Annotated in this window: 23 protein-coding genes; 12 read left to right on the forward strand and 11 right to left on the reverse strand. The window is 72.2% G+C overall.

The features are described from left to right. The first annotated feature begins 50 nt into the window (after positions 1-50). Entirely contained in the window at positions 51-377 is a 327-nt protein-coding gene (locus ACZ6JT_RS13435; protein WP_469209480.1) for a PLD nuclease N-terminal domain-containing protein, read from the forward strand. A 31-nt stretch (positions 378-408) separates the two neighbouring features. Here the strand turns inward: ACZ6JT_RS13435 and ACZ6JT_RS13440 are convergent, their stop codons facing one another. Beyond that, the gene (locus ACZ6JT_RS13440) at positions 409-780 is read right to left on the reverse strand and encodes a cupin domain-containing protein (RefSeq protein ID WP_469209481.1); all 372 of its coding nucleotides are present in this window, start codon (positions 778-780) and stop codon (positions 409-411) included. A 157-nt stretch (positions 781-937) separates the two neighbouring features. Between ACZ6JT_RS13440 and ACZ6JT_RS13445 the strand changes: the two genes are divergently transcribed. Continuing rightward, entirely contained in the window at positions 938-1,339 is a 402-nt protein-coding gene (locus ACZ6JT_RS13445) for a MarR family winged helix-turn-helix transcriptional regulator (protein WP_469209669.1), read from the forward strand. 61 nt (positions 1,340-1,400) lie between these two features. On the opposite strand, the gene ACZ6JT_RS13450 is transcribed toward ACZ6JT_RS13445, so the two are convergent. From ACZ6JT_RS13450 to hemL, 8 genes are all read right to left on the reverse strand, one after another. Next, positions 1,401-1,904, reverse strand: a complete 504-nt coding sequence (locus tag ACZ6JT_RS13450; protein WP_469209482.1) for an SRPBCC domain-containing protein — start codon at positions 1,902-1,904, stop codon at positions 1,401-1,403. A gap of 25 nt (positions 1,905-1,929) precedes the next feature. After that, the gene (gene ccsB / locus ACZ6JT_RS13455; protein ID WP_388475466.1) at positions 1,930-3,021 is read right to left on the reverse strand and encodes a c-type cytochrome biogenesis protein CcsB; all 1,092 of its coding nucleotides are present in this window, start codon (positions 3,019-3,021) and stop codon (positions 1,930-1,932) included. Next, positions 3,018-4,799 (reverse strand): cytochrome c biogenesis protein ResB, encoded by a 1,782-nt coding sequence (gene resB, locus ACZ6JT_RS13460; RefSeq protein ID WP_469209483.1) that lies wholly within the window; start codon positions 4,797-4,799, stop codon positions 3,018-3,020. The genes ccsB and resB overlap by 4 nt, the downstream gene beginning before the upstream one ends. A gap of 13 nt (positions 4,800-4,812) precedes the next feature. Further along, on the reverse strand, positions 4,813-5,586 hold the full coding sequence (locus ACZ6JT_RS13465) for a cytochrome c biogenesis CcdA family protein (RefSeq protein WP_365480142.1): 774 nt from the start codon (positions 5,584-5,586) through the stop codon (positions 4,813-4,815). Positions 5,587-5,590: 4 nt separating this feature from the next. Further along, positions 5,591-6,229 carry a TlpA family protein disulfide reductase gene (locus ACZ6JT_RS13470; RefSeq protein WP_469209484.1) on the reverse strand — a complete coding sequence of 213 codons (639 nt, stop codon included), beginning with the start codon at positions 6,227-6,229 and terminating at the stop codon, positions 5,591-5,593. 197 nt (positions 6,230-6,426) lie between these two features. Next, entirely contained in the window at positions 6,427-7,653 is a 1,227-nt protein-coding gene (locus ACZ6JT_RS13475) for a polysaccharide deacetylase family protein (RefSeq protein ID WP_469209485.1), read from the reverse strand. 185 nt (positions 7,654-7,838) lie between these two features. Further along, positions 7,839-8,519, reverse strand: a complete 681-nt coding sequence (locus ACZ6JT_RS13480) for a histidine phosphatase family protein (RefSeq protein WP_376612992.1) — start codon at positions 8,517-8,519, stop codon at positions 7,839-7,841. Next, positions 8,516-9,838, reverse strand: a complete 1,323-nt coding sequence (hemL, locus tag ACZ6JT_RS13485) for a glutamate-1-semialdehyde 2,1-aminomutase (RefSeq protein ID WP_078892852.1) — start codon at positions 9,836-9,838, stop codon at positions 8,516-8,518. The genes ACZ6JT_RS13480 and hemL overlap by 4 nt, the downstream gene beginning before the upstream one ends. Positions 9,839-9,972: 134 nt before the next feature. Here hemL and ACZ6JT_RS13490 point away from each other — a divergent pair, with 134 nt between their 5' ends. Next, a complete protein-coding gene (locus ACZ6JT_RS13490; RefSeq protein WP_469209486.1) occupies positions 9,973-10,581 on the forward strand; it encodes a hypothetical protein in 609 nt (202 codons plus the stop codon). A 406-nt stretch (positions 10,582-10,987) separates the two neighbouring features. Beyond that, entirely contained in the window at positions 10,988-12,559 is a 1,572-nt protein-coding gene (locus ACZ6JT_RS13495; protein WP_469209487.1) for an ice-binding family protein, read from the forward strand. Positions 12,560-12,633: 74 nt separating this feature from the next. On the opposite strand, the gene ACZ6JT_RS13500 is transcribed toward ACZ6JT_RS13495, so the two are convergent. Both ACZ6JT_RS13500 and ACZ6JT_RS13505 read right to left on the reverse strand, forming a co-directional pair. Then, on the reverse strand, positions 12,634-13,515 hold the full coding sequence (locus ACZ6JT_RS13500; protein ID WP_469209488.1) for a helix-turn-helix domain-containing protein: 882 nt from the start codon (positions 13,513-13,515) through the stop codon (positions 12,634-12,636). A gap of 1,073 nt (positions 13,516-14,588) precedes the next feature. Next, positions 14,589-15,980, reverse strand: a complete 1,392-nt coding sequence (locus ACZ6JT_RS13505; RefSeq protein WP_469209489.1) for a COG1470 family protein — start codon at positions 15,978-15,980, stop codon at positions 14,589-14,591. Positions 15,981-16,148: 168 nt separating this feature from the next. On the opposite strand from ACZ6JT_RS13505, the gene ACZ6JT_RS13510 reads away from it, so the two are divergent. The 8 genes from ACZ6JT_RS13510 (at position 16,149) to ACZ6JT_RS13545 (ending at position 25,902) form a co-directional block, all read left to right on the forward strand. Then, on the forward strand, positions 16,149-16,820 hold the full coding sequence (locus ACZ6JT_RS13510; protein WP_376612999.1) for a helix-turn-helix transcriptional regulator: 672 nt from the start codon (positions 16,149-16,151) through the stop codon (positions 16,818-16,820). Between the two features lie 177 nt (positions 16,821-16,997). After that, positions 16,998-20,183, forward strand: a complete 3,186-nt coding sequence (locus ACZ6JT_RS13515) for a hypothetical protein (protein ID WP_469209490.1) — start codon at positions 16,998-17,000, stop codon at positions 20,181-20,183. Further along, positions 20,180-20,959: a Pvc16 family protein gene (locus ACZ6JT_RS13520; protein ID WP_469209491.1), complete on the forward strand. Its 780-nt coding sequence runs from the start codon at positions 20,180-20,182 to the stop codon at positions 20,957-20,959. Before ACZ6JT_RS13515 ends, ACZ6JT_RS13520 begins: the two co-directional genes overlap by 4 nt. Further along, positions 20,956-23,049 (forward strand): ATP-binding protein, encoded by a 2,094-nt coding sequence (locus ACZ6JT_RS13525; RefSeq protein ID WP_469209492.1) that lies wholly within the window; start codon positions 20,956-20,958, stop codon positions 23,047-23,049. Before ACZ6JT_RS13520 ends, ACZ6JT_RS13525 begins: the two co-directional genes overlap by 4 nt. Before the next feature lie 156 nt (positions 23,050-23,205). Further along, entirely contained in the window at positions 23,206-24,762 is a 1,557-nt protein-coding gene (locus ACZ6JT_RS13530) for a phage tail sheath family protein (RefSeq protein ID WP_469209493.1), read from the forward strand. Between the two features lie 50 nt (positions 24,763-24,812). Continuing rightward, positions 24,813-25,253, forward strand: coding sequence for a phage tail protein (locus tag ACZ6JT_RS13535; RefSeq protein ID WP_030031999.1), 441 nt, complete (start codon positions 24,813-24,815; stop codon positions 25,251-25,253). Then, positions 25,250-25,747, forward strand: a complete 498-nt coding sequence (locus ACZ6JT_RS13540) for a zinc-ribbon domain-containing protein (protein ID WP_030710066.1) — start codon at positions 25,250-25,252, stop codon at positions 25,745-25,747. Before ACZ6JT_RS13535 ends, ACZ6JT_RS13540 begins: the two co-directional genes overlap by 4 nt. Further along, positions 25,744-25,902 (forward strand): DUF6760 family protein, encoded by a 159-nt coding sequence (locus ACZ6JT_RS13545; protein ID WP_190184831.1) that lies wholly within the window; start codon positions 25,744-25,746, stop codon positions 25,900-25,902. The genes ACZ6JT_RS13540 and ACZ6JT_RS13545 overlap by 4 nt, the downstream gene beginning before the upstream one ends. Positions 25,903-25,906 lie beyond the last annotated feature (4 nt).

The raw sequence follows: 25,906 nt of genomic DNA on the forward strand, positions 1-25,906 counted from the left end.
CCGGGGCCCCGAGGGGCCTGCCGTCACTGCCGGGGAGTCGGTTCCACACCGTGCTGCGCTATCTGCCGTTCCTGCTGATCCTCGCGCTGACCATCTACGCCTTCATCGACTGCCTGAACACGCCCGAGGAGGAGGTCAAGCACCTCCCCAAGGTGGTCTGGGTGATCATCATCCTGCTCTTCTCGATCGTCGGGCCGGTGGTGTGGCTGTTCGCGGGCAAGAAGCGCTCGGCGGTCGGAGGTGGCGGCCGCGGAGGCCGCGGCCGGACCCAGTGGGTCGCGCCGGACGACAATCCGGAGTTCCTGAAGTCCCTGCGCGACGAGCAGGAGAACAAGGACAAGAAGAACAAGAAGGACAACGGCCGGGACCAGGACTAGGACGGGGCCCCGGCCGGCCCCGGCCTCCCGGTCACTGCGCCCAGGGCAGGACGCGGGTGCCCTCGGTGCCCGGGACGCTGACCACGCCGTCGGCGCGCATGGCCACGTACGCCTCGAAGTGCTCGGGGGCGTGGATCCGGCGCGGTACGTCGGGCGGAAGGACCAGGGTCTGGCCGGCGGCGACCTTCTCGGTGCGGCCGTCGCAGGTGACCTCCAGGGAGCCGGCGGTGAGCAGCCAGACCTGCTCGCGATCGACGCGGTGCTCGGGTCCGGTGCTGCCGGCGGCCATGTCGACGTGCCAGGTGCTGAGCTCGGAGCTGCCGCGGCTGGGGGCGGCGCGGCCGGTCATGGTGGCGTTCGGGGTGGCGGTGACGTGCTCGGGCGAAACGGTGATGACGTGCAAGGCGGTCCTCGTCTTCTCGGGTACGACTGAGTCAAGCTGCTTTACTCGACACATCGAGTAAAGCAGCTTGACTCAGCCGTGTCACCATATTTGCGTGACGAGAGAAGAGAACGAGGGCGTCGAGCTGACCATCCTGCTCGGCCTGGGCTTCCAGCTGATGCTGGGAGAGTTCACCCGGCGCGTGGCCGAGGCCGGATACCCGGACCTGCGCCCCCTGCACGGCATGGCCTTCCAGGCCCTGAAGGGTCCCGGCGCCACCGCCACCGAGCTCGCCGAACGGCTGGGGGTCACCAAGCAGGCCGCCGGGCAGATCGTCGACGACCTGGAGAAGCGCGGCTACGTCCGGCGCGAGCCGCATCCCGGGGGCGGCCGCCGCAAGCTGGTCGTGCTGACGGCGGCGGCCCACACCCACCTCGCCGTCGCGGGCCGGATCCTGCACGGGCTGGAGGCCGAGCTGGCCGGCAGCGCCGACCTCGCGGTCCTGCGCCGGGAGCTCGGGCACCTCGTGCGCGCACTCCACGGGGACGACGGACTGCCACCCCTGCGCCCGGTGTGGTGAGGGCGGCCCGATCGGCTCAGGCCCTGCCGGCTCAGGCCCCGGCGGCTCAGGCCCCGGCGGCTCAGGCCCTGGTGAAGGAGGCGTAGGCCTCGCGCAGCTGCGACCAGCGGGCGTCCGTCCAGGCGGCCCAGTTCGCCGGCCGCCCGGACAGGGCGGACTCCAGCAGCTCGAAGTGCTCGTGCCAGCCGGCCAGGCAGTCGAGGCGCTCGTCCTGCGGCCCGCCCCGCTCGTTCACGAACCGGATCACCGTCGAATCGGTGCCGACCGCCTCCAGGTGGAAGCGGATCCGCCCGTGCTCGGTGACCGTGTACTCCACGACCCGCTCCACGTCCCAGGCGGTGACCCGCCCGGTGGCCACGGTCCCGGTGTTCAGCCAGCGCAGCGTGACCGCCCCGCCGAGCCTGCGCTCCAGGACGTCCGCCGCGGCCAGCCAGCCGCGCAGCCCCTCCGGTGTGGTCAGGGCGGGCCAGAGCGCCGCGTAGGAGTACGGCAGGTGCAGCTCGAAGCGGAGCAGCCAGCGGTCTTCGCCGCGGCGCTCGCTGGTGGCGTGGCTCACGAGAGACATGCCACCAGCGTCCCACTCCGGCCGGTCAGACGCCCGAGTAGGAGTGCAGGCCGTTGAGGAACATGTTCACGCCGTAGTAGTTCCAGATCCAGCAGGCGAAGGCGAAGAGCGCCAGGTACGCGGCCTTGCGGCCCTTCCAGCCGGCGGTGGCGCGGGCGTGCAGGTAGCAGGCGTACGCCACCCAGGTCACGAAGGACCAGACCTCCTTGGGGTCCCAGTTCCAGTAGCGGCCCCAGGCGTCGCCGGCCCAGATCGCGCCCGCGATGATCGTGAAGGTCCACAGCGGGAAGACGGCCGCGTTGATCCGGTACGAGAACTTGTCGAGCGAGGCCGCGGAGGGCAGCCGCTCCATGACCGACGCGTAGAACTTCCCCGCGGCCTTGCCGTTCGCGATCCGGCCCTCGTAGGCGTCGCGGAAGAGGTAGAGGACCGCGCCGGCCGCGCCGATGTAGAAGACCGCGCCGCAGAAGATGGCGGTGGAGACGTGGATCCACAGCCAGTACGAGTGCAGGGCCGGGACCAGCTGGTCGCTGTCGGTGTAGAGGATCTTGACGGCGATGCCGAGGTCCAGCAGCACGCTGGTGACCAGGATCAGGCCGAGCCAGCGGACGTTCTTTTTGAGTGCGAGCAGCGCCAGGTACGTGCCGACGGCCACCGTGGAGAAGGTGATCGAGAACTCGTACATGTTGCCCCACGGGGCCCGCTGCACCGACATCGCGCGGGCGAGGACGCCGCCCGCCTCGATGAGGAAGGCGAGCGCGGTCAGCGAGATCGCGATCCGCCCGTAGAGGTCGCCCTGGACGGTGCCGCCGCCGGCGCCGGGGCCGTCCGGCACGTCGCGGGTGCCCGCGGCCGAACGGGTGACGACCTTCGGCTGGTCGAGGACGGCGGTGCCGCCCCCCTTGCCCCGGACCTGCACGGCGGGCGCGGCGGCTGCCCGGTCCTGCGCGGACCCGGTCAGCGCGGCGGCCGTACGGGCCACCTTGCTGCGGCTGCCGAAGGTCCACTCGGCGATGTGCGCGAAGAAGGCGAGCGTGTAGACCGCCATCGACGAATAGATCAGGTAGTTGCTGATCTGAGCCAGGTTCTCATTGGCTGCGGCTGCGAGCGGCGTCATCCGCGCTCTCCTTCAGGGGTTTCTTCGACACGTGGTTCGGCAAGTGCGGCGGGCGCGGTCGGCGCCTGCTGGTGCAGCGCGGCGGCCAGGGCCGCCAGCTCCTGCGGGAGCCGGGCGGACTCGCTGCGGCCCAGGCCCGCCATCTCGACGACGGTCACGCCGTCCGGGCCGGCCACCGCGCGGACCCAGATCCGGCGGCGCTGGATGAACAGGGAACCGGCCAGGCCCGCGATGGCGGCGATGGCGCCGGCGAGGGCGAGGCCGCTGCCGGGCTGGTGGGTGACGGAGAAGGTGGCCCACCGCTCGATGCCCTCGAACTTCACGGTGCCCGCGCCGTTGGGCAGGGTCATCGTGTCGCCGACCTTGAGCTTCTGCTTGAACGGAGCGCCGGACTCGTCCTTGAAGGACTGCATCTTGTCCGTCTTGAGCACGTACACGTTCTGCGGCAGGCCCGAGTCCACGCCGAGGCTGCCGTGCCAGGCGTTGAGCATGAGCCGCGGCTGGAGCAGGGCCGGGAACTGCGAGAACATCGTGCCCATGCCCTCGCCGGCGTAGCTCGGCACGAAGACGGCGTTGAAGCCGAGCTGCTCCGCCTTGCCGTCCTTGTCCTTGTAGCCGTCGGTGACCTTGACGGCTCCGGTGGAGGTGAGGTTGGAGTCCTGCGGGAGCATCGGCACGGCGTCCTTGTAGATCACCTTGCCGGTGGGGTCGGTCACCGAGAGGATCGGCGCGTAGCCGTGGCCCAGCAGGTAGACCTTGGAGCCGTCGACCTGGAGCGGCTTGTTGACCTGGATCTCGCGCTTCTCCGGCTTGCCGTCGGCCCCTTCGCTGAAGGTGACGTACGCCTTGAAGTCGCGCGGGGTGCCCTTCTGCGGGCCGCTCATCTCGTACGTCGCGTCGAACCGGTCCAGCGTGAAGCTGAACGGCGGCAGGTCGTCGGGGTGGAAGAGGGTGCCGGCCTTGAAGTCGTCGTACTGGGTGAGGGTGTTCGAGAAGCCGGTGCCGCGCAGGACCAGCTTGCCGCCCTCGGACTTGAAGTACTGGCCCCAGGCGAAGGCCACCAGCATCACGATCAGCGCGACGTGGAAGACCAGGTTGCCGGCCTCGCGGAGGTAGCCCTTCTCCGCCGCGACGTGCCCCTTGCCGGCCTCGGTGCGGAAGCGGCGCCCGCGGAGCACCGCCGTGGCGTACGAGAGGACCTCGTCCGGGGTCTTGCCGGTGCGCCAGGTGGTGTGGGCGGGGAGCCGGTCGAGCCGCTTGGGGGCGGCCGGCGGCCGGCCGCGGAGCTGGCCGACGAACTGCCAGGAGCGCGGCAGGATGCAGCCGACCAGCGAGATGAACAGCAGCAGGTAGATCGCGGAGAACCACACCGAGCTGTAGACGTCGAAGAGCTGGAGCTTCTCGGCGACGGTCACCCAGGAGGCGTGGGTCCGCTTCCAGTCGGCGACCTTCATCTCGTCGACGTTGCGCTGCGGGATGAGGGAGCCGGGGATGGCGCCCAGGGAGAGCAGGAAGAGCAGGATCAGCGCCACCCGCATGGAGGTGAGCTGCCGCCAGAACCAGCGGGCCCAGCCGATCACGCCGATGCCGACGGCCGGTCCGCTCGGACCGTCGTCCAGCGGGGCGGTGGAGAGCTGGGCTCCGGCCACGGCGTCCGCGGCGTCCGTGGCGGCGGAGTCGGTGGCGTCGGTGGCGTCGGTGGCGTCGGTGGCGTCGGTGGTGTCCGCCGCGGCGGACTCGGGCGACGCCCCGGTGGGTGCCTTGTCAGTCGTACTCATGTCCGTGTAGTCCTCAGATCCCCACCGTGAAGGTTTGGGTCCAGCTCTGCATGTCGCTGACGATGCTGGCCCACATTCCTGTGACGAGCAGCAGACCGGTCAGGATCAGCATGCCTCCGCCGATGCGCATCACCCACGCGTAGTGCTTCTTCACCCAGCCGAACGCCCCGAGCGCCTTGCGGAAGGCGATCGCGGTGAGGATGAACGGCACGCCGAGCCCGAGGCAGTAGGCGACGGTCAGCAGCGCGCCCCGGCCGGCGCTCGCCTGGTCGAGGGAGAGCGTGGTGACGGCCGCGAGGGTCGGGCCCATGCAGGGGGTCCAGCCGACGCCGAAGAGCACGCCGAGCAGCGGGGCGCCGATCAGGCCTGCCGTCGGCTTCCGGTGGAAGCGGAACTCCCGCATCGTCAGCCCCGGGATCGCGCCCATGAAGAACAGGCCGAGAACGATCACCAGGCCGCCCAGGACCCGGGAGATGATCTCGTTGTTCTCCCGGAGGGTCTCCCCGAAGTAGCCGAAGAGCGCCCCCGTGGAGACGAAGACCACGGTGAAACCGGCGATGAACAGGGCCGCGCCCGCCAGCATCCGGCCGCGCCGCGCCTCGGCGAGGTCGGCGCCGCTGACGCCGGTCACGTAGGAGAGGTAGCCGGGGACCAGCGGCAGGACGCAGGGCGAGAAGAAGGAGACCAGCCCGGCGAGGACCGAGATGGGCAGCGCCAGCAGCAGCGCCCCGTTCAGGACGGTGGTGTTCACCCCGGTCGCCTCGGCGGCCAGCACGTACTCGACCACGAGGTCACTGCTCCGCGAGGATCGGGTCGATCATCGAGCGCAGTCTCTCCTCGCCCAGCGGGGCCAGGGTGCGGGCGGCGATCTTGCCCTCCCGGTCGAGGACGATCGTGGAGGGGATCGCGTTCGGGTTGAGCGTGCCCTTGGGGAAGCGGAGCATCAGCTTCCCGGCGGGGTCGTAGAGGCTCGGGTAGGTGATCCCGAAGGTCTCCTCGAAGGAGATCGCGTTCTGCGGGCTGGTGTCGCGGGTGTTGATGCCGACGAAGGCGACGTCCTTGCCGGCGTCGGCCAGCTCCTTGGAGACCTTCGCGAAGTCGGGGGCCTCGGCGCGGCACGGCGGACACCAGGAGCCCCAGATGTTGAGGACGACGACCTTGCCCTTGAGGGTGGTGGTGTCGAGGGTCTTGCCGTCGACGGTCTCGCCGTCGAGCTTGGGGGCGTCGTCGCGCTCCCCCTTGGCGGCGGTGGTGATTCCGGTCGCGCCCGTGACGTAGTTGCCACCGGTGGAGGCCGCCTTGCCGCCGCCCGAGCCGCCGCAGGACGTCAGGGTCATGACGCCCGCTACGGCCACCGCGGTCAGCAGGGTGGCACGGCCGCCGGTCGAGCGGCGGCGACTTCGGCGGGCACGGGCGCGGCTAAGGCTCATGTGAAAAGTTTCGCATGAGCAATTCGCGGATCTACCGCGCCCCCCGCGGGGATGTCAATGCGCTGGTCAGGCAATGGACGGGCGGAGACCGGCCAGGGTCGGGCCGCAGGTCGGGCCGCAGGTCGGGCCGCAGGTCGGGCCGCGGCCGGGCGGGGCCGGGTCCTGGTCAGGCCGCGGCCGGGCGGGCCGGGTCCTGGTCAGGCCGCGGTCAGGTACGCGTTCCAGCCGCCGGCCGGCGACTGGCCCGGGCCGAGACCGCGGAGCCTGGCCAGCAGGGTCGGGTCCTGGACGTCCAGCCAGTCGGTGAACTGCCGGAAGGACACGAGCCGTACGTCCCTTTTGTCCGCCATGCCCTTGAGGGCCTCCTCGACGGCATCCATGTAGATGCCGCCGTTCCACTCCTCGAAGTGGTTGCCGATGAAGAGCGGCGCGCGGTTGGTCTCGTAGGCCCGCCGGAAGCCGCCGAGATAGGTGGCCGTGGCCTGGGTGCGCCAGGCCGGGTAGTTGGCGGGCACGCCCCTCGTGGTGTTCTTCGACTGGTTGGCGAGGATGTTGTAGTCCATCGACAGCACCTCGAAGGAATGCCCGGGGAAGGGCAGGGACTGCAGGGGCAGGTCCCAGACGCCGGACCGGCGCACCGGCCAGACCTGGAGGCCGCCGGGCGAGCTGGAGTCGTAGCGCCACCCCAACCGCTGGGCGGTCGGCAGCAGGTTGTCCCGGCCCAGGAGGCAGGGGGTGCGGGCGCCGGCCAGCTCCTTGCGGTAGTCGAAGGGCAGGGGGTCGAGGTCGGCGAAACCGGTGTGGGTGCGCCAGTTGGTGACGAAGGACACGGCCTGGTCGATCTCGCTCTGCCAGTCCTCCGGGGTCCACCGGTCGACGGAGCCGGGGCCGCCGCAGAAGTGGCCGTTGAAGTGCGTCCCGATCTCGTGCCCGTCGAGCCACGCCTCGCGGACGTACTTGAGGGTGGAGCGGACGTTCTCGTCCTTGAGGTAGCCGATGTCCGAGGCCCCGACCGGGTTGTTCGGCGGCTGGTAGAGGCTCCGCTTCGCCTCGGGCAGCAGGTAGATGCCGGAGAGGAAGAAGGTCATGCCCGCGCCGTGGTCCTTGGCCAGCTTGAGGAAGCGGGGGAAGAGGCCGTTGCCGATCTCACCCGCGCCGTCCCAGCTGAAGACGACGAACTGGGGCGGGGTCTCGCCCGGCTGCAGCGGCACGGGCCGGTCGGGCTGGTTCGGCTGGGGGCCGGTGTCGGCCGTGGAGCCGTCACCGATGAGCTTCGCCGCCGGCTTCCCACCGGGCTTGGGGTTCTTGACCGGCCCGGGGGTGCCGGGCCCGGCCTTGCCGGGCGCGCCGCAGCCCGCGATCCCCACCGCGGCGGCGGCCCCAAGGCCGAGCCCGAGCACTCCCCTTCGACTGAAGTCGCGCACGCCACCCTCCCCGTCGTCCCTCGCAAGCCCACATCGAAATCCATATAAACGGACAATTCGAAGCGACTTGCGACACTGGAGGGGTGATTCCCGGCGCAACTTGTATTTATTTAGGTAAAGCTGTAACGGTTCGTAACAGAGCGTCGATCAAGGAAGGGCTACGTCCGGAACGGCGTAACGATCCGTCAGGCTCCGAACGCCTTGGACGCGCCCTTCACCGGCTTCGCCCCGGCGAGCAGGTGCGCCGGGACCAGGTCCCGGGCCGGCTCGCTGTAGCCCACCGACACCAGCTTGTCCCCCTGGAACGTGAAGGACGTCAGCGAGGCGAGGGTGCACTGGCGGCGGCGCGGGTCGTGCCACAGCCGGCGCTTCTCCGCGAAGCTGCGCACGATCCAGATCGGCAGCTGGTGGCTGACCGCCACCGCCTCGTGACCGCGGGCCGCGTCGCGCGCCGCCTCCAGCGCGCTCATCATCCGGACCACCTGGTCGACGTACGGCTCGCCCCAGGAGGGCTTGAACGGGTTCGTCAGGTGCTTCCAGTTGCCGGGCTTGCGCAGCGCGCCGTCGCCGACGCCGAAGGTCTTGCCCTCGAAGACGTTCTCCGCCTCCAGCAGCCGGGCGTCGGTCGCCAGGCCCAGGCCGTGGGCCTTGGCGATCGGCTCGGCCGTCTCCTGCGCCCGCTCCAAGGGGGAGGACACCACGTAGGCGATGTCCCGGCCCTTGAGGTGCTCGGCGACCCGGTCGGCCATCTGCCGGCCCAGCTCGGACAGGTGGTACCCCTCGCGGCGCCCGTACAGGACCCCGTCCGGGTTGTGCACCTCTCCGTGGCGCACCAGGTGCACGACGGTGATCTCGCTGCTGCTCATGCGGTGGCCTCCGCGGCCGCTCGGGCGGCGGCGGGCAGCGCCGCCGCGATGCGCTCGATCGCCCGCTCGTCGTGGGCGGTGGACACGAACCAGGACTCGAAGGCGGACGGCGGCAGGTAGACGCCCTGCGCCAGCATCGAGTGGAAGAAGCCGTTGAAGCGGAAGCTCTCCTGCTTCTTGGCGTCGTCGTAGTTGCGCACCTCGTCCTCGGTGAAGAAGACGGAGAACATGTTCGACGCGGTCTGCAGCCGGTGCGCCACGCCCTCCTTGGCCAGCGCCCCGCTGACCAGGCCCTGGATCTCCTTCGAGACCGCGTCGACCTTCTCGTACGCGGCCGCGTCGAGCAGGCGCAGCTGCGCGAGGCCGGCGGCGGTGGCGATCGGGTTACCGGAGAGGGTGCCGGCCTGGTAGACCGGGCCGGCGGGCGCGAGGTGGCCCATGACGTCGGCGCGGCCGCCGAAGGCCGCGGCCGGGAAGCCGCCGCCCATGACCTTGCCGAAGGTCATCAGGTCGGGCTTGACCCCGTCGACGCCGTACCAGCCGGCGCGCGAGGTACGGAAGCCGGTCATGACCTCGTCGGAGATGTACAGGGCGCCGTTCTCGCGGCAGAGGTCGGCGAGCCCCTGGTTGAAGCCCTCGGCCGGGGTCACGACGCCCATGTTGCCGGGCGCGGCCTCGGTGATCACGCAGGCGATCTCGCCGGGGTGCGCGGCGAAGGCCGCCCGGACCGCTTCGAGGTCGTTGTAGGGGAGCACGATCGTGTCGCCGGCCTGCGCGCCCGTCACACCGGGGGTGTCCGGCAGCGCGAAGGTCGCGAGGCCGGAACCGGCCGCGGCCAGCAGCGCGTCCACATGGCCGTGGTAGCAGCCGGCGAACTTGACGACCTTGGCACGGCCGGTGAAACCGCGCGCCAGCCGGATCGCCGACATCGTGGCCTCCGTCCCCGAGGAGACGAGCCGCACCTGCTCGACGGGCTCGATGCGCGCCACGATCTCCTCGGCGAGCGCCACCTCGCCCTCGCCGGGCGTGCCGAAGGAGGTCCCGCGGGCCACGGCCGCCTGGACGGCCGCGATCACCTCGGGGTGGGAATGGCCGAGGATCATCGGTCCCCACGAGCACACGAGGTCGACGTACTCGCGACCGTCGGCATCGGTGAGGTACGGACCGGTCCCGGACACCATGAACCGGGGCGTACCGCCCACGGCGCGGAAGGCGCGCACGGGAGAGTTCACGCCGCCGGGGGTCACGAGGGAGGCGCGCTCGAAGAGCGTCTGCGAAACTGGGGCTTCATACGGGTACGGGTAGCTCACACCAGCCATGGTCTCAGAGGGCCGGGACAGACTTGCGGACGGGCGTTTCACCGCGTCGCCGCGGGGGAGGTCACTGCCATGATGATCAGGCTGCGTGGCGGGGGCCGCGGGGCCGGGGCAAGCAAGACCAGTCGGGTGGAGATATGCAACGCGGTGGTGGACCGGGCGAGGGTACGGACGGCCTCGATCCCCAGCGCGCCCGCGAAGCCCGCGAGGCCCGCCGCCGGGGCAAGCACCGCCGGCGTGCCACCGAGGCGGCCGACGCCGTCCCGGGACCCACGACGCCGGCGGAGGACCTGCCCAGGGGTCGTGGCATGGGAGTGACGTACAAGTACTTCGGCGCCCCCGACGGCGCCACGGCCGCCCGCGTGCCGGTCACGATGCGGCCCGAGGAGCTGGGCGGCGACGAGCTCGGCATGGGCGGCCTCTTCACCAAGATCAAGCCGGAGACGGTGGCCGCGATGGTCCTGACCGGCATCGAGGGCATACCCCTCCACAAGGTCCCGCCGCTGGAGCTGGTCGTCCTCCACCCCGACTACGCGGTGGTCAAGCTCCCCATGACGGTGGTCGACCCGCTGCGCGGCATCGGCGAGGAGTCCGTGGGCGCGGCGGCCTTCATCTGGTCCACGGTCCCGGACCGCGGCGGCCCGAGCGACGCCTTCAACGTCTACCAGCTGCTCCACGAGTGGCAGGACTTCTCCCACCGCCTGCACGAGGCGGGCCACCAGCCGTACTGCCTGGTCTGGCCCTGACCCGACCCGACCTGACCTGAAACTTCGCCGAAGACGGGCGGCCCCTGCGCGGGCCGCCCGTCTTTCGTGCTGCCCTGCACCAGCGGTTCCCGCATCACGTCCCTCACATAGACCATTTTTACTGATTTGCGGTCTATTGCTGTGAAATATGCGTGACTACTCCCGCGTGACGACGTATCACTACCTCGGGCAGGCAGTCGCTCTCGGTCCCCGCTCAGGGGAAGCCTGCACGCCGGCGCGGGCAGGGGGGCTCGCGGCCCTGAGCCGTCATCGTCGCGGGCGCTCGGGATCCTCCTCCGGGAGGCCTGAGACCCGAAGCAACAAGAAAGGTCCTGCTGTGGCATTGGATGTCATCCGGTCGGGTCCACCCGACAAAAAGCCTCGACGCAGTCTGTTCAAACGGGGAGTGCTCGTCCTGCTCCCCGCGGCGCTTCTGGCGGCGGCAGCCCTGACGCCGAACCTCGCGCACGCCTTGGAGGCCCCCGTGAACCTGGGGACCGCCACCAACTACGCGGTCCTGGCTGGTTCGACCGTCACCAACACGGGCCCCACGGTCATCAACGGTGATCTGGGGCTCCACCCGGGCACATCGGTGACCGGCTTCCCGCCCGGCATCGTCAACGGTACGCAGCACATCACCGACGCCGCCGCCGCTCAGGCGAAGTCCGACCTCGTCATCGCCTACAACGACGCGGCAAGCCGGGGCCCCGGCACCGCCACTCCAGCCGATATCGGCGGACTGACGCTGGCGCCCGGCGTCTACACGGCCTCGTCGACCCTGAACCTCACCGGCACGGTCACTCTCGACGGCCAGAACAACCCCGACGCCGTCTTCATCTTCCAGATCCCCTCGACCCTGATCACGGCTCCGAACAGCGTCGTAGCCCTGATCAACGGAGCAAATGCCTGCAACGTGTTCTGGCAAGTGGGCAGCTCTGCCACGCTCGACGTGAACACCCAGTTCAAGGGCAACATCCTGGCCCTGACGTCCATCACGCTGAACACCGGCGCCGTGCTCGAAGGCCGCGCCCTGGCGCGTAATGGCGCGGTTACGCTGGACACCAACACCATCACGAGGGCGGCCTGCGCCGTTGGGCCGCCCGGACCTCCCGGACCGACGGGCTCGCCCGGCCCGACCGGCCCGACCGGCCCTCCCGGACCGACGGGTGAGCCCGGCCCCACCGGCTCTCCCGGCCCCACCGGCCCCCCTGGCCCGACGGGTGCCCCCGGCCCCTCCGGCAGCCCCGGTGCCCCCGGCCCGACCGGTGCCCCCGGCCCGACGGGCGCCCCTGGCCCGACGGGTGCCCCCGGCCCCTCCGGCAGCCCCGGCGCCCCCGGCCCGACCGGTGCCCCCGGCCCGACGGGCGCCCCCGGCCCGACCGGTGCCCCCGGCCCCGCCGGACCCACCGGTTCTGCCGGACCCGTAGGACCCGTAGGACCCGCGGGACCTGCCGGACCCGTAGGACCCGCCGGCCCCGCCGGACCCGCAGGACCGGCAGGACCCGCCGGCCCCGCCGGCCCCAAGGGGCCTCGCGGTGACAAGGGCGAGAAGGGTGACTCGGGCGACCACGACCACGACCACGGCCACGGCCATGACGACGAGGGCAACGAGGGCGAGCACGGTCACGACGACGACCACGGCAGGCCGCCCGGCCACGGGCACGACGGCCCCGACGACCACGGCAAGCCCGGCCACGACCAGGGCAAGCCCCCGTGGGCCGACTTCCTGCCCGGCGGCCTCGACGACGCTCTGGGGCAGTTCCGCCCCGGCCACACCGCCAAGAGCGTCAACTTCGCCCCTGTGAGCGCCGCCACCGACCGGCAGCCGAAGGTAGCGTCGCAGAACCTCGCCACGACCGGCTCAAGCAGCGAGTCGGGTATCGCGGCCGCCACCGCAGTCGCGCTGGCCTTCCTCGGAGGCTCGGCCTTCTTCGCCATGAAGCGGACCCGCCGAGGTGCGACGACCCGACAGGACTAACCCGTAGCAGGCGTGACCGTTCCCCATCCGGTCCGCCGTTCGCCGACTGAGCCCCTGGACGCCCGTCCGGGGGCTCAGCGGGCGTCCGGCCGGAACTCCGTGCCCGCGTACGCCGCGATGACTTCCTCGATGAAGCTCCGGCTACTGTCCGGGCTCAGCGCCCGGGCCTGCAAGTGCGCGTACATGTCGCCGTAGCGCCGCACGTCGGATCGTTTCTCCAGATAGAGGTCGCTGGTGAACCTCTCCAGGTACACCACGGTCGCATCGACGGCATCGGTGAACTCGAGCAGCGAGAACTGCCCCGAGACACCCGGGTGCGCACCCTCATCGTGGGGGAGCACCTGAAGGGTGACGTGCGGCTGGACGCTGATGCCGGCCACATGGTGCAACTGCTCGAGCATGACCTCGCGGCTGCCCACGACGCGCCGCAACGCCGATTCGTCCAGCACGATCCATAAGCGCAGCGGCTTGCCCGGCTCGCGCAGCCGGTTCTGGCGCCGCATCCGCACCTGGAGGCGGGCGGCGGCCTGTTCGGCAGTGGCGTGCGGGATCGATCCTGCGATGACCGCCCGGGCGTAGGCGCGGGTCTGCAAGAGACCGGGAATCACCAAGGGTTCGTAGACACGGATCGCGGCGGCCTCGGCCTCCAGGCCGATGTAGGCGCCGTACGGGATGTCGTCATAGGCGTTCCACCAGCCCTGCCGGCCCGATTCCCTGGCCAGCTCCATCAATTGGTCGACACGCCGCTGGTCCCGGACTCCGTACAGCCCGCAGAGATCGCGCACATCGCGCGGCTTGATGAGGCGACGGCCGTTCTCCAACTGACTGATCTTGGGCTGGGAAATCAGCAGGGTCTCAGCCACCTGCTGCGACGTCATACCGCTGATCTCACGGAGCCGGCGCAGCTCCGATCCCAGTCGGCGCCTGCTGACGGTGGGATTGACAGTGACACCCACGGGACGCTTTCTCCTCCGCTCCAAAACCTTGCAACGGCGAGCAGATTGCCACGGCCGAGCGCTGCTGGACCGGCCTTCGCGGTGTGTCGTGCACGGTCATCCGCACCGGAAGGAGAGCGGCTCCCTATCCGTATGACCGCCACAATCCGGGTGCAGGTTTCTGTGCAATATGCCAGGCACGCAGCTGCTCGATCCGGCGGTGCGGCCCCGCAGCGGCGGGGGCTTCCCCCGGGTGTGCCCGAAGGGGCATCCCGCCCGGCGGATCGCCCCGGGTGGGCAGGTGTGCGTCCCGCCACACCTCCCGAGGGGCACGCCCCCTGCGTATCCCCGCTCGCGGCGGGCGCCGGAGCCGGGCAGGAGGACGCGGCGGGCCGGCCGGCGACCGCGCACGAGGCGCTCCGCTCTCCCGGCCGGCCCCTCGACGCGCCGCTGCGCGAGGAGATGGAGAGCCGGCTCGGCGCCGACTTCTCCGACGTACGGGTCACTCCGGTCCCCTGGCGCAGCGCTCCGCAGCCGAGACCGGGGCCGGGCGCACACCTCCGGCAGGGACGTCTCGGGAACGGACACGGGGCAGGGCTGCGGGTCAGCGACCCCGGCAACCCCGGCGACCGCTTCGAGCGGGAGGCCGAAGCCGTGTACGAAGCCGGGATGACCAAGGAGATCGCCGGAGCCGAGGTGGCCGGAACTGGCTCCCCGATGTCCGGTAGCCGAACATCCGCGAGGGCGACTTCTCCCCCGGATTCACGCTGCCGGCACGAAAAAAGGACCTTTCGCGGTCGACCGTGGAGCGGCCGCGGTGGTCCTCGGGTCCGGTCAGCAGGTCGGAGTCCTCACGCACTGACCACGCACTGACCGGAGCAAAAGAGAGAGTGTAAATCAGGCCATCTTCGGCAGCCCGTCAACTGACGCCGTGCGTACCGGGGTTAACCGTTCCCAGCGCTGTCGAAACGAAAGCGCACAGTCGTACGGGGAACGCCTGATCGCTACCCAGGAGTAGCGGTTTCCGGACGCCGGGGCACTGGGCACCTTTGCCCCGGCGTGCAACCTGACCGACTATGTCCGTGCCGCTCGGGTCACCTGAGGTCGCTCAGCACACCGCTCACGTTGAGCACCTCGTGACACTCCTGCGCCTGACGGCCGGTGGCCGGGGTGCCCGGCTTCGCACAGGTCACCTGCACGGTCACAGTCTGGCTCTCGGTGATGCTGATGGGGGTGACCCAGTGGTAGTCCTGGTTGCGGAACGTCTCCAGCGCGATCGTCGTGATCTTGCGGTCGCCGAAGTCGATGGTCACCACCCCTTCGTCGCCCTGGAAGTTCGCGACGACGATGTCCGTGATGCCGAAGGCCTTGCCCGCGGGCACCGTGTAGGTGCCGGTCTTGGACTGTCCGGCGCCGGTCTGCAGGTCGATGGTGGCCGAGCTCTGCTGGCCTCCGCCTCCCGTACCGCCCCCGCCGCCACCCGATCCGGTGCCGGTGCCGGTTCCCGTACCGGCTCCGCCCGCGCCGGGCTGGGTGCCCTTGCCCCCGCCGGCCGGCTGCTTGCCGTCACCGGTCACCGGGGTCTGCCCGTTCAGGTCCGCGCTGGGCGCCGGCTTCTTCTGGACCGCCTCGGCGGCCTCCTTCGCCGTACTGCGCACGGCCGGGCGTACCAGCAGGAACCAGGCGAGCAACAGGGCGAGCAGCGCGGCCAGTACCGCGAGCAGCCACCTCGGGAAGACCGGGATCTGGACGAACTCGGCGTCCAGCGGCACCCGGACGCGCTCCGACTCGGGCCGCTCCACGCCCTCCTCACGCCCACCGACACCGCCACCGCCACCGGCGCCGCCGGCGTCGCGGACCTCGACCTCGGCCACGTCCACCGTGAACGGCCAGGTCACCGGGGCCCCGAACCACACCGGCTTGCCGGTGCGGACCCGCAGCCCCACCTCGGCCGACTCCCCCGGCTCCAGCTTCTGCGTCGCGGGGGCGAAGGCGAACTTCAGCTCCTCGCCCGGCTGGGCGGGCGTGAAGCCCAGCTCCACGGGGCAGTTGCCCTCGTTGCGCACGGCCAGTCGATAGCGTCCGCGCAGCCAGCCGCGGCGCCGTTTGGGAGCGCTCTCAGCCCTGACCTGCCGAAACTCCTCCACATGCACGGTGGTTTCGGGCACCCGCACGGCGTCGGGGTGCTCGGTGGGCAGCACGCGCACGGCGAGCGGCACGTCCCCCGCCCGCACCTGCGGCGACCGGGGCGGAGCCAGCCGGATCGTCACCGTTTCCGAGGTGCCGGGGTAGAGGGAGACGCGCTCGGGCTCCACCGTGGCCCAGGCAGCGCAGTCGCCGACGACCTCCAGGCGGTACGCCTCGACGATGTCGCTGTCGTTGCGGACGGTCAGGCTCGTGGATGCGGTACCGCCCGGCGTCACGGATACCGGCGGGATGTCGAGGCCGGGCGCGCCAGGGCTGGAAGAGGCTGCTGGGGATATCACACCACGACGCTACGGCGCCGCCACGGCCACTTCCACGGACGCGAGGGCAACGCCCCGGGCAGCCCCGATGCCCCCGCGGACGCTCACCAACTCCCCTCATCGACCCAGTCGTTGAACCTCCCCATCCATCCGTAACCCCACGTACGCATCACGGAACAGGTACGACACATGCCTCAGCCTGAGAACAACCGACCCGTCTCCTCATCCGGCGCCGGCGAACGGGTCACCGTGGCCGTGTATGCGCCGGACCCGGTCCTGCACGTCGGGGTCGTCCACCAGCTGCGCCAGCGGCCCGAGATCGAACTCGTCGACCTCGCCGACGCCGACGACGCACAGGTGTCCCTCGTCGCCGTGGACAGCGTGGACGACGAGACGGCCGCCCTGCTGTACCGGCTGCGGCACAACTCCGGCACCCGTACCGGGCTCGTGGTCGGCACGTTCGAATCCGGGGACGCCCTGCAGCGCGCCATCGAATGCGGGGTCACCGCGGTGCTGCGGCGCAGCGAGGCCGACCAGGACCGGCTCCTGCGCCTGGTCCTGGCCATAGCCAACGGCGAGGGCGTGCTCCCGGGCGACCTCCTCGCGAAGCTCCTCGACCACGTGGGCAGCCTGCAGCGTTCGACGCTCGACCCGCACGCCGTGTCCCTGTCCACGCTGACCTCGCGCGAGGCCGACATGCTGCGCCTGGTGTCGGAGGGCCTGGACACCTCGGAGATCGCGCGCAAGACCTCGTACTCCGAACGGACCGTCAAGAACGTGCTGCACGAGATCATCACGCGGCTGCACCTGCGCAACCGCACGCACGCGGTCGGCTACGCCCTGCGCAACGGGCTGATCTGACCCCACGGCCGGGCGTCGGCGGGCCGCCGGCCCGGGCGGACCGCACCCCCCGCTGCCCGAAAGCGCACCGGGCGCTTCCCCCGGGTGCGGCCGCGCGGCCCTGCCGCCGGCACGTGCGCGGCCGAAGGATGGCGAGGTCATACGTGAATGCTGTACCCGACTGTGAGGTGGACCGTGATGGGCACGGGTGGCTCCGGCAGTCGTCGACGCCGCTGGGGGAGGGCCGGCGCGCCGTTGCTGCTGCTGGTGCCCTTGCTCGCGGTGACGGCGGCCACCGGCCCGGGCGACGCCGAGGCGCGCCCCCTGGCAGCCGACGCCGGGGACGGCCGGGTCGTGTTCGCCGGTACGCGCCACCGGAGCCTCGGCCGGGTGGCGAACGACGCGTCCAGCACACCGCTGTTCGGTGAGGGTCCGGCCCACCTGGACACCCAGCCCGCAGCGCTGGGCGACCAGGTGGTCTTCGCGAGCCGCCGCGACGAGAAGACCCCGCAGGTCTACCTGCGGGCCGCGGACGGTTCGGTGCGGCGCCTGACCAGCGGCCTGGACGCGGCGAACCCCCGGCTGACCCCGGACGGCCGCTCGGTCGTCTTCGACTCGGCCCAGCCCGCCCCCGCCGGCGGCGGCACCCAGCGCGACCTGTGGTCGGTGCGCACCGACGGCACCGGCCTCACCCGGCTGACCGACTCCCCCGCCAACGAGGAGCACCCCACGGTCTCGCCGGAGGGCGGACGCCTCGCCTACTCCTCCGACGGCGACAAGGCCGTCGGCCGGCAGGTCTACGTACGTCCCCTGCGCGGCGGCTCCGCCACCCGCGTCACCGACCCGGCCAACGGCACGGCCACCGAGCCCGTGTGGAACCCGGTGGACGACAAGGCGAACCGGGACCTGATCGCCTACACCGCCACCCCGACCACCGCCGACTCGACCGGACCCCGCCTGCGCTGGACCGACGGGCGCGGCGACGGTCCGCTGCTGGCCGGCGCCCAGGCCAACTGGCGTACTCGCGGGGCAGCGTGGCTGCCCGACGGGGACGGGGTGCTCTTCCTCAGCCCGGACCGCACCTGTGACTGCAAGGGCGACTGGGACCACGTCTTCCGGGTGCCCGCGCACTCGGCGGACACGCCCCAGCTGGTGCTCAGCGAGGACCGCGAGGTCGGTTCGGCCACCTGGCTCGGCCCGCTGACCGGCGGCAGCGTCGTGGTCGAGCGGACCTCGGCGGCCGGACCGCACACGGTGACCCTGCAGGACGCCCGGATGGACGGCTCCGACCCCCGCGACCTCGGCCTGGAGATCCTCAAGGAGGACCCGGCGGCCGACACCAACACCGACCCGGCCAAGGATCCGCTGTTCCAGCCCGCCCCCGGCTCCGACCCGTGGACCGAGCGGCAGAACTACACGCCCGACGGGCGCAGGATCGTGCTGACCCGCTTCGAGGGCAAGCCCGAAGCCCGGATCCAGCGGATCTGGATGGCGGACGCCGACGGAACCAACCCGTCGGCCCTGCCGCTCGCCGGCCGCGGCCCCCGGGACTGGGACACCGACCCGACGTTCTCCCCCGACGGCAAGCTCCTGGCCTTCACCCGGACCTCGCCCGGCGGGGTCGGCGGTGAGACGGGCGTCGCGCGCATCCTGATCGCGGACGCCGCCACCGGCGCGATCCGCGGCGAGATCACCCCGCCCGCCGGCCAGGCCCGGCTGGGCGACGCCCAGCCCACGTGGTCCTCCGACGGCACGACCCTGGCCTTCACCCGCAACCTCGTGATCAACGGCAACGGCGGCAACAAGCACGTCTGGACCGTGCCCGTGGACCACCTGGACCGCCAGCGCGACCTGAGCGCCACCCTGTGCCCCGCCGGCTGCGAAGTCATCGACGACAGCCCGGCGTTCTCCCCGGACGGCGCGACCATCGCCTTCAACCGCAAGAACGGCGGCGGCCGCGTCGACGAGCGCAGCGGCATCCTGCTCGCCTCCGCGACCGGCGGCGCCTGCCGGGTCCTGCTGCCCGACGCCGCCCGCGACGTGCCCGGGGCCTGCGGCCGGGAACTGCCCGAGCCCACCGCCAAGGGACCGTTCCAGCCCCGCGACGCCGCGTGGACCGCCGACGGCAAGAGCCTGGTGCTCAGCGCCCGCGGCTCGCGTGCCCCCAACAGCCCGGAGAAGCTGAAGCTGGTCGACGTGGCCTCCGGCGACCACAACCTGCTCGTCACCGGCCTGCCGGGCCGCCAGAAGGAACCCGGCGTGCAGCAGTCCGTCGACCTCGCGGTACGGGCACCCGAGAAGGCCGCGCCGCTCACCGTCGGCGGCTCCGCCACCGTCCGCGTGGACGTCGTCAACCAGGGCCCCGCGGCCTCACCCGGAACCCGGCTGACCGTCTCGCCGCCCCTCGGAGTGGGCGTCACCGCGCTCACCGCACCCGGCGCCACCTGTGACGCGGCCGCGCTGACCTGCACCCTGGGCGTGGTCCGCCCCGGCGCCACCGTCCCGGTGAGCGTCACCCTCACCGGCGTCACCCCCGGCGACCAGCCGGTGGACTGGTCCGTCACCGGCACCGTGATCGACCCCCGCCCCAGCGACAACTCCGGCCGGACCGTGGTGCCGGTCCGCGAGGCACCCGTACCGCCGAAACCGACCCCCACCCCGCCGACTCCGACCCCGGCACCGCCGACCACCGCCCCGCCGACGACGCCCGCGCCGCAGCCTGAGCCCCCCGCGCCCCCGGCCGGCCCCGGGCTGAGCATCACCGCGCAGCCGAACCCCGGCTACGTCGGCGGCCGCGTCGTCGTCACGTACGCCGTCCGCAACGGCCGCAATGCCCTGGCCACGGGCCTGCGGCTGCGCATAGGCCTCCCGCAGGGGGTACCGAGCGCGGGGATGCCGCCGGGCTGCGACGCGTCCGGGGAGTGCGCCCTGCCGGACCTGGCCCCGGGCGCCCGGACCGTCCTGCGGGTCGTCCTCAACCCCGACAAGGCGCTCACCGCCCAGGTGACCGGCAACCTCACGACGACGGGCACCGACGCCGACCCCCGCGACAACACCGCCCGCCAGCAGTTGCGCATCCTCCAGCCGCGCATCGTCGCCGTGCCGCCGATCGGCAAGCCCGGCTTCGTCACCTCCGTGCGCGGCGAGGACTTCCCGCCCGGCGTGCCGGTGCGGTTCGCGTGGAAGCCGGGCATCACCGCGGCCGCGGCACCGACGTTCCCGCAGCGCGACGGCACGTTCATCGGGCAGCTGCTGATCCTGGCCAAGGACCAGACGGGCCCCCGGACCATCACCGCGAGCGGTCCCGGCTTCTCGCCGGTGCAGACCGACTTCCTCGTGGTCGGCGGCTCGGTGCAGCCGCCCGACGAGGTGACCCGCCGATGATCCACGAAGTCGACGAGGGGCTGCGCCGGCTGCTGGCGGAGTCCGGACTGGAGGCGTCGGGCGTCGAGGTGGTCTTCGACGCCCCGACGAGCGACTGGGCGGCGCGCCGCAGCGCGCCCACGGTCTGCGTGTTCCTGTACGACATCCGCGAGGACCACACCCGGCGCGGCAGCGGCGCCGGCGAGGTGTACGACGCGGACGGTTTCGTCGTCGCGCGCCGCACCCCGCCGCGCTGGTTCGAGCTGACGTACCTGGTCACCGCGTGGGCGAGCAGGCCGCAGGACGAGCACCGGCTGCTCTCCCAGGTGCTCTCCTGCCTCGTGAACACCGACACGCTGCCCCCGCGCCTGCTCACCGGCACGCTCGCCGAACTCGGCCTGATCGTGGACGTGGACGCGGGCGGCACCGGCATGGACGCACCGGCCGCCTCCGACGTGTGGTCGGCGCTGGGCGGCGACCTCAAGCCGTCCCTCGGGCTGCGCGTGAAGGCGCCGCTGGCCGGCATCAGCACGATCACGGCCCCGCCGGTCACCGAGGGGCTCGTCGTGAACTCCGTACCGCAGGTCGATCCGGACGGGTCCGCGGCGAACGCGTCCGCGGCCGACGGATCCGACACGGACAGGTCGCAGCCGGACGGGGGCGAGGCGGACGGGGCCGAGAGCCGGCGCCGGCTGCGCTACGTCGGGCTGAACGTGCCGGTACCGGAGGGCTTCGGCGGCTCCCGGCCCCGGCCGAACGCACCCGCGCGCCGCCGGCGGGGGGAACGGCAGCCGTGACGCACACCGTCCGGCCGGAGACCCCGCCCGCGGCCCCGGCCGACACCACCCCCCACCTGTGGACCCGCCTCCGGCTCGTCGAGGAGCGGGTACGCCGGGCCGTGGAGCTCCGCCGTGCCGTCGATCCCGACCCCGACGACCCCTACCGGGGCCAGTACCTCACGCCCGAGGCCGCCGCCCGCGTCCTGGACGGACCGCACGGCCCCGGCCTGCCCGCGCTCGCCCCGGACGCACCCCCGCCCGGCTCGCCGCTCGACGTCCTCGCCACGCGCTTCGCGCTGGAACCGCTCGACGTGGACCTGCTCCTCGTGGCCCTGGCGCCCGACCTCGACGCCCGCTTCGAACGGCTCTACGGCTACCTCAACGACGACCTGACGCGCCGCCGGCCCACCGTCGGCCTCGCCCTCGAACTGTGCGGCCGCACCGGCGTGGCCGCCGCGCGGTTCCGGCTCTCCCCCACCGCCCCCCTCGTGGCGGGCGGTCTGCTGGAGGTCACCGAACCCGAACGGCCGCCCCTGTCCCGGGTGCTGGCCGTCCCGGACCGGGTCACCGCCCACCTGCTCGGCGACACCTCGCCCGACCCGCGGCTGGCCGACGTGCTCGCCGCGGCCACCGACGACCCCGCCGTCGAACCGGCCGAGCTGGCCCGGGCCGTCGCCGCGGCCCGCAGCGGCACCCGCCACGTCCACCTGCGGGCCCGCGGCGGCGACCCCGCGGGCCTCGCGGTCGCCGCCCTGCACGCGTGCGGGACCACGCCCCTCGCCCTGGACGCGGCGGCCCTGGCCCCCCACGCCCGCGCCCTGCCCGAACTCGCCCGGGCCGTCGCCCGCGAGGCCCGTCTGACGGGCGCCGGCGTCCTGCTCGGGCCGCTGGAGGAACTGCCCGACCAGCCCGACGAGCGGACCCGCGTGCTGCGCACCCTGTGCACCGTGCTGCGCGGCATCCCCCTGTTCACCTACGGAACCAGCGGCTGGGAACCCGCCTGGGCGGCCGCCACCCCGGTCACCCTCACGGTGACGGCCCCCACGCCCGACCGGCACGCCACCCGCTGGCGGCACGCGCTGGAGCGGGCCGCCGGAGAGCACGGCGCGGCCGGGGACACCGAAGCGCTCGCCCGGTCCGTGGCCGCGCACCGCCTCGACGCCGGCCAGCTGCGGCGCGCCGCCGACACCGCGGTGCGCACCGCCGCACTGGAGGACCGCCCGCTCTCCCCCGACGACCTGCGCGCCGCCGTACGGGCCCAGAACGGTGCGGGACTCGCCCGCCTCGCCCGCCGGGTGGAGCCCGCGGTGGGCTGGGACGACCTGGTGCTGCCCGCCCCCACCCACCGCCGGCTGCGGGACCTCGCGGTGCGCGCCCGCCACCGCGACCAGGTCCTCGGCCAGTGGGGCATGCGGCCCGGCGGCGGGCGCGGCCGCGGCGTGATCGCACTGTTCGCCGGGTCCTCCGGCACCGGCAAGACCATGTCCGCCGAGGTGGTGGCGGCCGACCTCGGCATGGACCTGTACGTGGTGGACCTGTCCACCGTTGTGGACAAGTACGTCGGCGAGACCGAGAAGAACCTGGAGCGGATCTTCACCGAGGCGTCGGCCGTCAACGCGGTCCTGCTGTTCGACGAGGCCGACGCGATCTTCGGCAAGCGCTCCGAGGTGAAGGACGCCCACGACAAGCACGCCAACATGGAGTCGGCGTACCTGCTCCAGCGGATGGAGTCCTTCGACGGCATCGCCATCCTGACCACCAACCTGCGGGCCAACCTCGACGAGGCGTTCACCCGCCGCCTCGACGTGGTCGCCGACTTCCCGGTGCCCGACGCCACCCAGCGCCTGGCCCTGTGGGAGCGGTGCCTGGGCGAGCGGCTGCCCCGGGCCGGCGACGTCGACCTCGCCTTCTGCGCCGACCGCTTCGAGCTGGCCGGAGGTTCGATCCGGGCGTGCGCCGTGACGGCCGCCTACTTCGCGGCCGCGTCGGGCGAACCGCTGACCATGGGCCAGGTCGTGACGGCGGTCGCCCAGGAGTACCGCAAGCTCGGCCGGCTCGTCCTGGAGAGCGAGTTCGGTCCGTACCTGGGGCAGCTCACGGAGGTGTGAGCGCGCTGCCTGGCCGGCCCTGCGGGGGCGACCAGGAGGGCAGCGCGCTTGCCCCCGCCCAGGGCCGAACGTCTCTGCCCGCGACGGCGCCCTCCGGAAAGACTGTGGACAGACCTGATCAGACCTGATCGCACAGCCGTGACCCAAGGAGCGAGCATGCCGACGTACCTCACCCCGGGCGTGTACGTGGAGGAGGTGCAGTCCGGTGCTCGCCCGATCGAAGGGGTCGGCACCGCCGTCGCCGCGTTCGTGGGATTCGCCCAGAGCGGCCCGTTCCACGAGCCGACCCTGGTCACCAGCTGGGACCAGTACTCCCAGCGGTTCGGCGGTTTCTCCGAGGGCACCTACCTGCCCCACGCCGTCTACGGCTACTTCGCCAACGGCGGCGGCGCCGCCTACGTCGTCCGCATCGGCGGACAGGCCCAGGACACCTCCGCACCGGCCGCCGCGGGCTCCGTCCCCCAGCCCCTCGCCGCGCAGCCGGTCGAGCTCGGCGGCTTCGTCCTCACGGCCCGGCCGGGCGTCACCGGCGTGTCCGTGGAGATCGCCGACTCGGACGGCGAGAACCCGCCCGAGGACCGCTTCAAGGTCCTGGTCCGCCAGGGCGAGCAGGTGGCCGAGACCTACGAGGTGTCCGCCCGCAAGAACGTCAAGGGCTACCTCGTCACCCAGGCCCGCGCCTCGAAGCTGATCGAGGTCACCGAGCAGCGGGGCGCGGCCCAGACCCGGCCCGCCGCGCAGACCGTCGCCGTGCCCGACGCCCCCGCCGCGTCGCCCGCCCCGGCCGGCGGCGGCGTGGCCCGTCTCGACCCCGCCGAGTACGTCGGCGACTCCGCCGCCCGTACCGGGTTCGCCGGCCTGGAGACCATCGACGAGATCACCATGGTCGCGGTCCCGGACCTGATGAGCGCCTACCAGCGCGGGGACATCGACTCGGAGGGCGTGCGCACCGTACAGCTCGCGGTGATCTCGCACTGCGAGCAGATGGGCGACCGCGTGGCCGTCCTGGACACCCCGCCGAGGCTCTCCGCCCAGCAGGTGCGCACCTGGCGCAACGACGAGGCGGGCTACGACTCCCGCTACGCCACCCTCTACTACCCGTGGGTGAAGGTCTTCGACCCGGCCGCCGGACGCAACACGGCCGTCCCGCCGAGCGGCCACGTCGCCGGTGTGTGGGCGCGCAGCGACGCCGAGCGCGGTGTCCACAAGGCCCCCGCCAACGAGGTGATCCGCGGCGCGGTGGACCTGGAACTGCGCCTCAGCAAGGGCGAGCAGGACCTGCTCAACCCGATCGGCGTGAACTGCGTACGGGCCTTCCCCGGCCGTGGCATCCGCATCTGGGGCGCCCGCACCCTCTCCTCCGACCCGGCCTGGCGCTACCTGAACGTGCGCCGCCTCTTCAACTACCTGGAGGAGTCGATCCTCCTGGGTACCCAGTGGGTGGTCTTCGAGCCCAACGACGACCGGCTCTGGTCCAGCATCCGGCGCAACGTCACCGCGTTCCTCACCGAGGAGTGGCGCCGCGGCGCCCTGTTCGGCCGCACGGCCGCCGAGGCGTTCTACGTCAAGTGCGACCGCGACAACAACCCGCAGGAGTCGATCGACCAGGGCCGCGTGGTCTGCGAGATCGGCGTGTCGCCGGTCAAGCCCGCCGAGTTCGTGGTGTTCCGGTTGGCCCAGTTCTCCGACAGCACCAGCCTCGTCGACGAGTGACCCCGCCGGTCAGCGGCACCAGCAGCAGCAAGGAAAGGTGAAGGACAGTCATGGCAGAGGGCGATGCTCTTTCCACCCACATCTTCGGCGTACAGCTCGGTGGTTACCTGGTCGAGTCGATCCAGGAGATCAGCGGCCTGACCGTCGAGGAGGAGGTCGTCGAGGTCCGCCAGGTCAGCGCGGAGGGCAAGCAGATCATCCGCAAGCAGCCCGGCGCCCGCCAGGCCGGCGAGGTCACGATCACCCGGGGACTCGACAAGAGCAGCGAGTTCACCAAGTGGATCAAGGAGACCCTGAACAACGGGGCCGTCGACACCGCTCGGCAGAACCTCACCATCGAGATCAAGGACTCCACGGGCGCGACCATCCGCCGCATCCAGCTGATGCAGGGCTGGGCCTCCAAGTGGGAGGGCCCCTCCCTCAAGGCCGGCGAGTCCGCCGCGGCCACCGAGTCCGTGACCATCGTGTTCGAGGAGATCATCGTCGAATGAGACGTCGTACGGTGACGGCAGGAAGCCTGGAGGAGATCCTCCAGGTCACGGCGCCCACGACGGCCCCGGAGCAGGCGGCGGCGCCCCCGGCCGCCGCCGCTCCGGCGGCGCGCGAGGACCACGGCCTGCGGACGGAGTTCGAGTTCGAGCTGCCGCGCGGGTACGTCGACGAGGCGGGCACGCTGCACCGGCACGGCTCGATGCGCCTCGCCACCGCCCGCGACGAACTGCGCCCGCAGATCGACCTGCGGGTCAAGGAGAACCCGGCGTACCTGAGCGTGGTGCTGCTCAGTCAGGTGATCACCCGGCTCGGCACCATCACCGACGTGCACGCCGGGATCGTCGAGCGGATGTACGCGACCGACGTCGCGTTCCTCCAGGACTTCTACCGGCGCGTCAACAGCGAGGGGCACACCCGCGCGGCGGTCACCTGCCCGCACTGCGAAGGCGGCTTCGAGGTCGACCTGTCCGGTGGGCGCCTGGGGGAATCGTGACGTACGCCCTCCCCCGGCTCAAGGAGGAGATCGCGTACATCGCCTACCACTTCCACTGGCAACGCGACGAGATCCTCGACCTGACCCACGGCGAGCGCCAGGAGTGGGTCACCGAGATAGCTCGAATCAACACCCGTGTGAACGAAGGCGGTTGAACGC

This window comes from Streptomyces sp. NPDC046308 (assembly GCF_055588065.1).

What these genes read in the sequence shown, in the direction of transcription:
- ACZ6JT_RS13480 (WP_376612992.1), bottom strand. Translation starts at nt 8,519, where the DNA reads ATGAGCAGCAGCGAGATCACCGTCGTGCACCTGGTGCGCCACGGAGAG.
- ACZ6JT_RS13450 (WP_469209482.1), bottom strand. Translation starts at nt 1,904, where the DNA reads ATGTCTCTCGTGAGCCACGCCACCAGCGAGCGCCGCGGCGAAGACCGC.
- ACZ6JT_RS13445 (WP_469209669.1), top strand. Translation starts at nt 938, where the DNA reads ATGCTGGGAGAGTTCACCCGGCGCGTGGCCGAGGCCGGATACCCGGAC.
- ACZ6JT_RS13490 (WP_469209486.1), top strand. Translation starts at nt 9,973, where the DNA reads ATGCAACGCGGTGGTGGACCGGGCGAGGGTACGGACGGCCTCGATCCC.
- ACZ6JT_RS13540 (WP_030710066.1), top strand. Translation starts at nt 25,250, where the DNA reads ATGAGACGTCGTACGGTGACGGCAGGAAGCCTGGAGGAGATCCTCCAG.
- ACZ6JT_RS13535 (WP_030031999.1), top strand. Translation starts at nt 24,813, where the DNA reads ATGGCAGAGGGCGATGCTCTTTCCACCCACATCTTCGGCGTACAGCTC.
- resB (WP_469209483.1), bottom strand. Translation starts at nt 4,799, where the DNA reads ATGAGTACGACTGACAAGGCACCCACCGGGGCGTCGCCCGAGTCCGCC.
- ACZ6JT_RS13530 (WP_469209493.1), top strand. Translation starts at nt 23,206, where the DNA reads ATGCCGACGTACCTCACCCCGGGCGTGTACGTGGAGGAGGTGCAGTCC.
- ACZ6JT_RS13515 (WP_469209490.1), top strand. Translation starts at nt 16,998, where the DNA reads ATGGGCACGGGTGGCTCCGGCAGTCGTCGACGCCGCTGGGGGAGGGCC.
- ACZ6JT_RS13470 (WP_469209484.1), bottom strand. Translation starts at nt 6,229, where the DNA reads ATGAGCCTTAGCCGCGCCCGTGCCCGCCGAAGTCGCCGCCGCTCGACC.
- ccsB (WP_388475466.1), bottom strand. Translation starts at nt 3,021, where the DNA reads ATGACGCCGCTCGCAGCCGCAGCCAATGAGAACCTGGCTCAGATCAGC.
- ACZ6JT_RS13520 (WP_469209491.1), top strand. Translation starts at nt 20,180, where the DNA reads ATGATCCACGAAGTCGACGAGGGGCTGCGCCGGCTGCTGGCGGAGTCC.
- hemL (WP_078892852.1), bottom strand. Translation starts at nt 9,838, where the DNA reads ATGGCTGGTGTGAGCTACCCGTACCCGTATGAAGCCCCAGTTTCGCAG.
- ACZ6JT_RS13510 (WP_376612999.1), top strand. Translation starts at nt 16,149, where the DNA reads ATGCCTCAGCCTGAGAACAACCGACCCGTCTCCTCATCCGGCGCCGGC.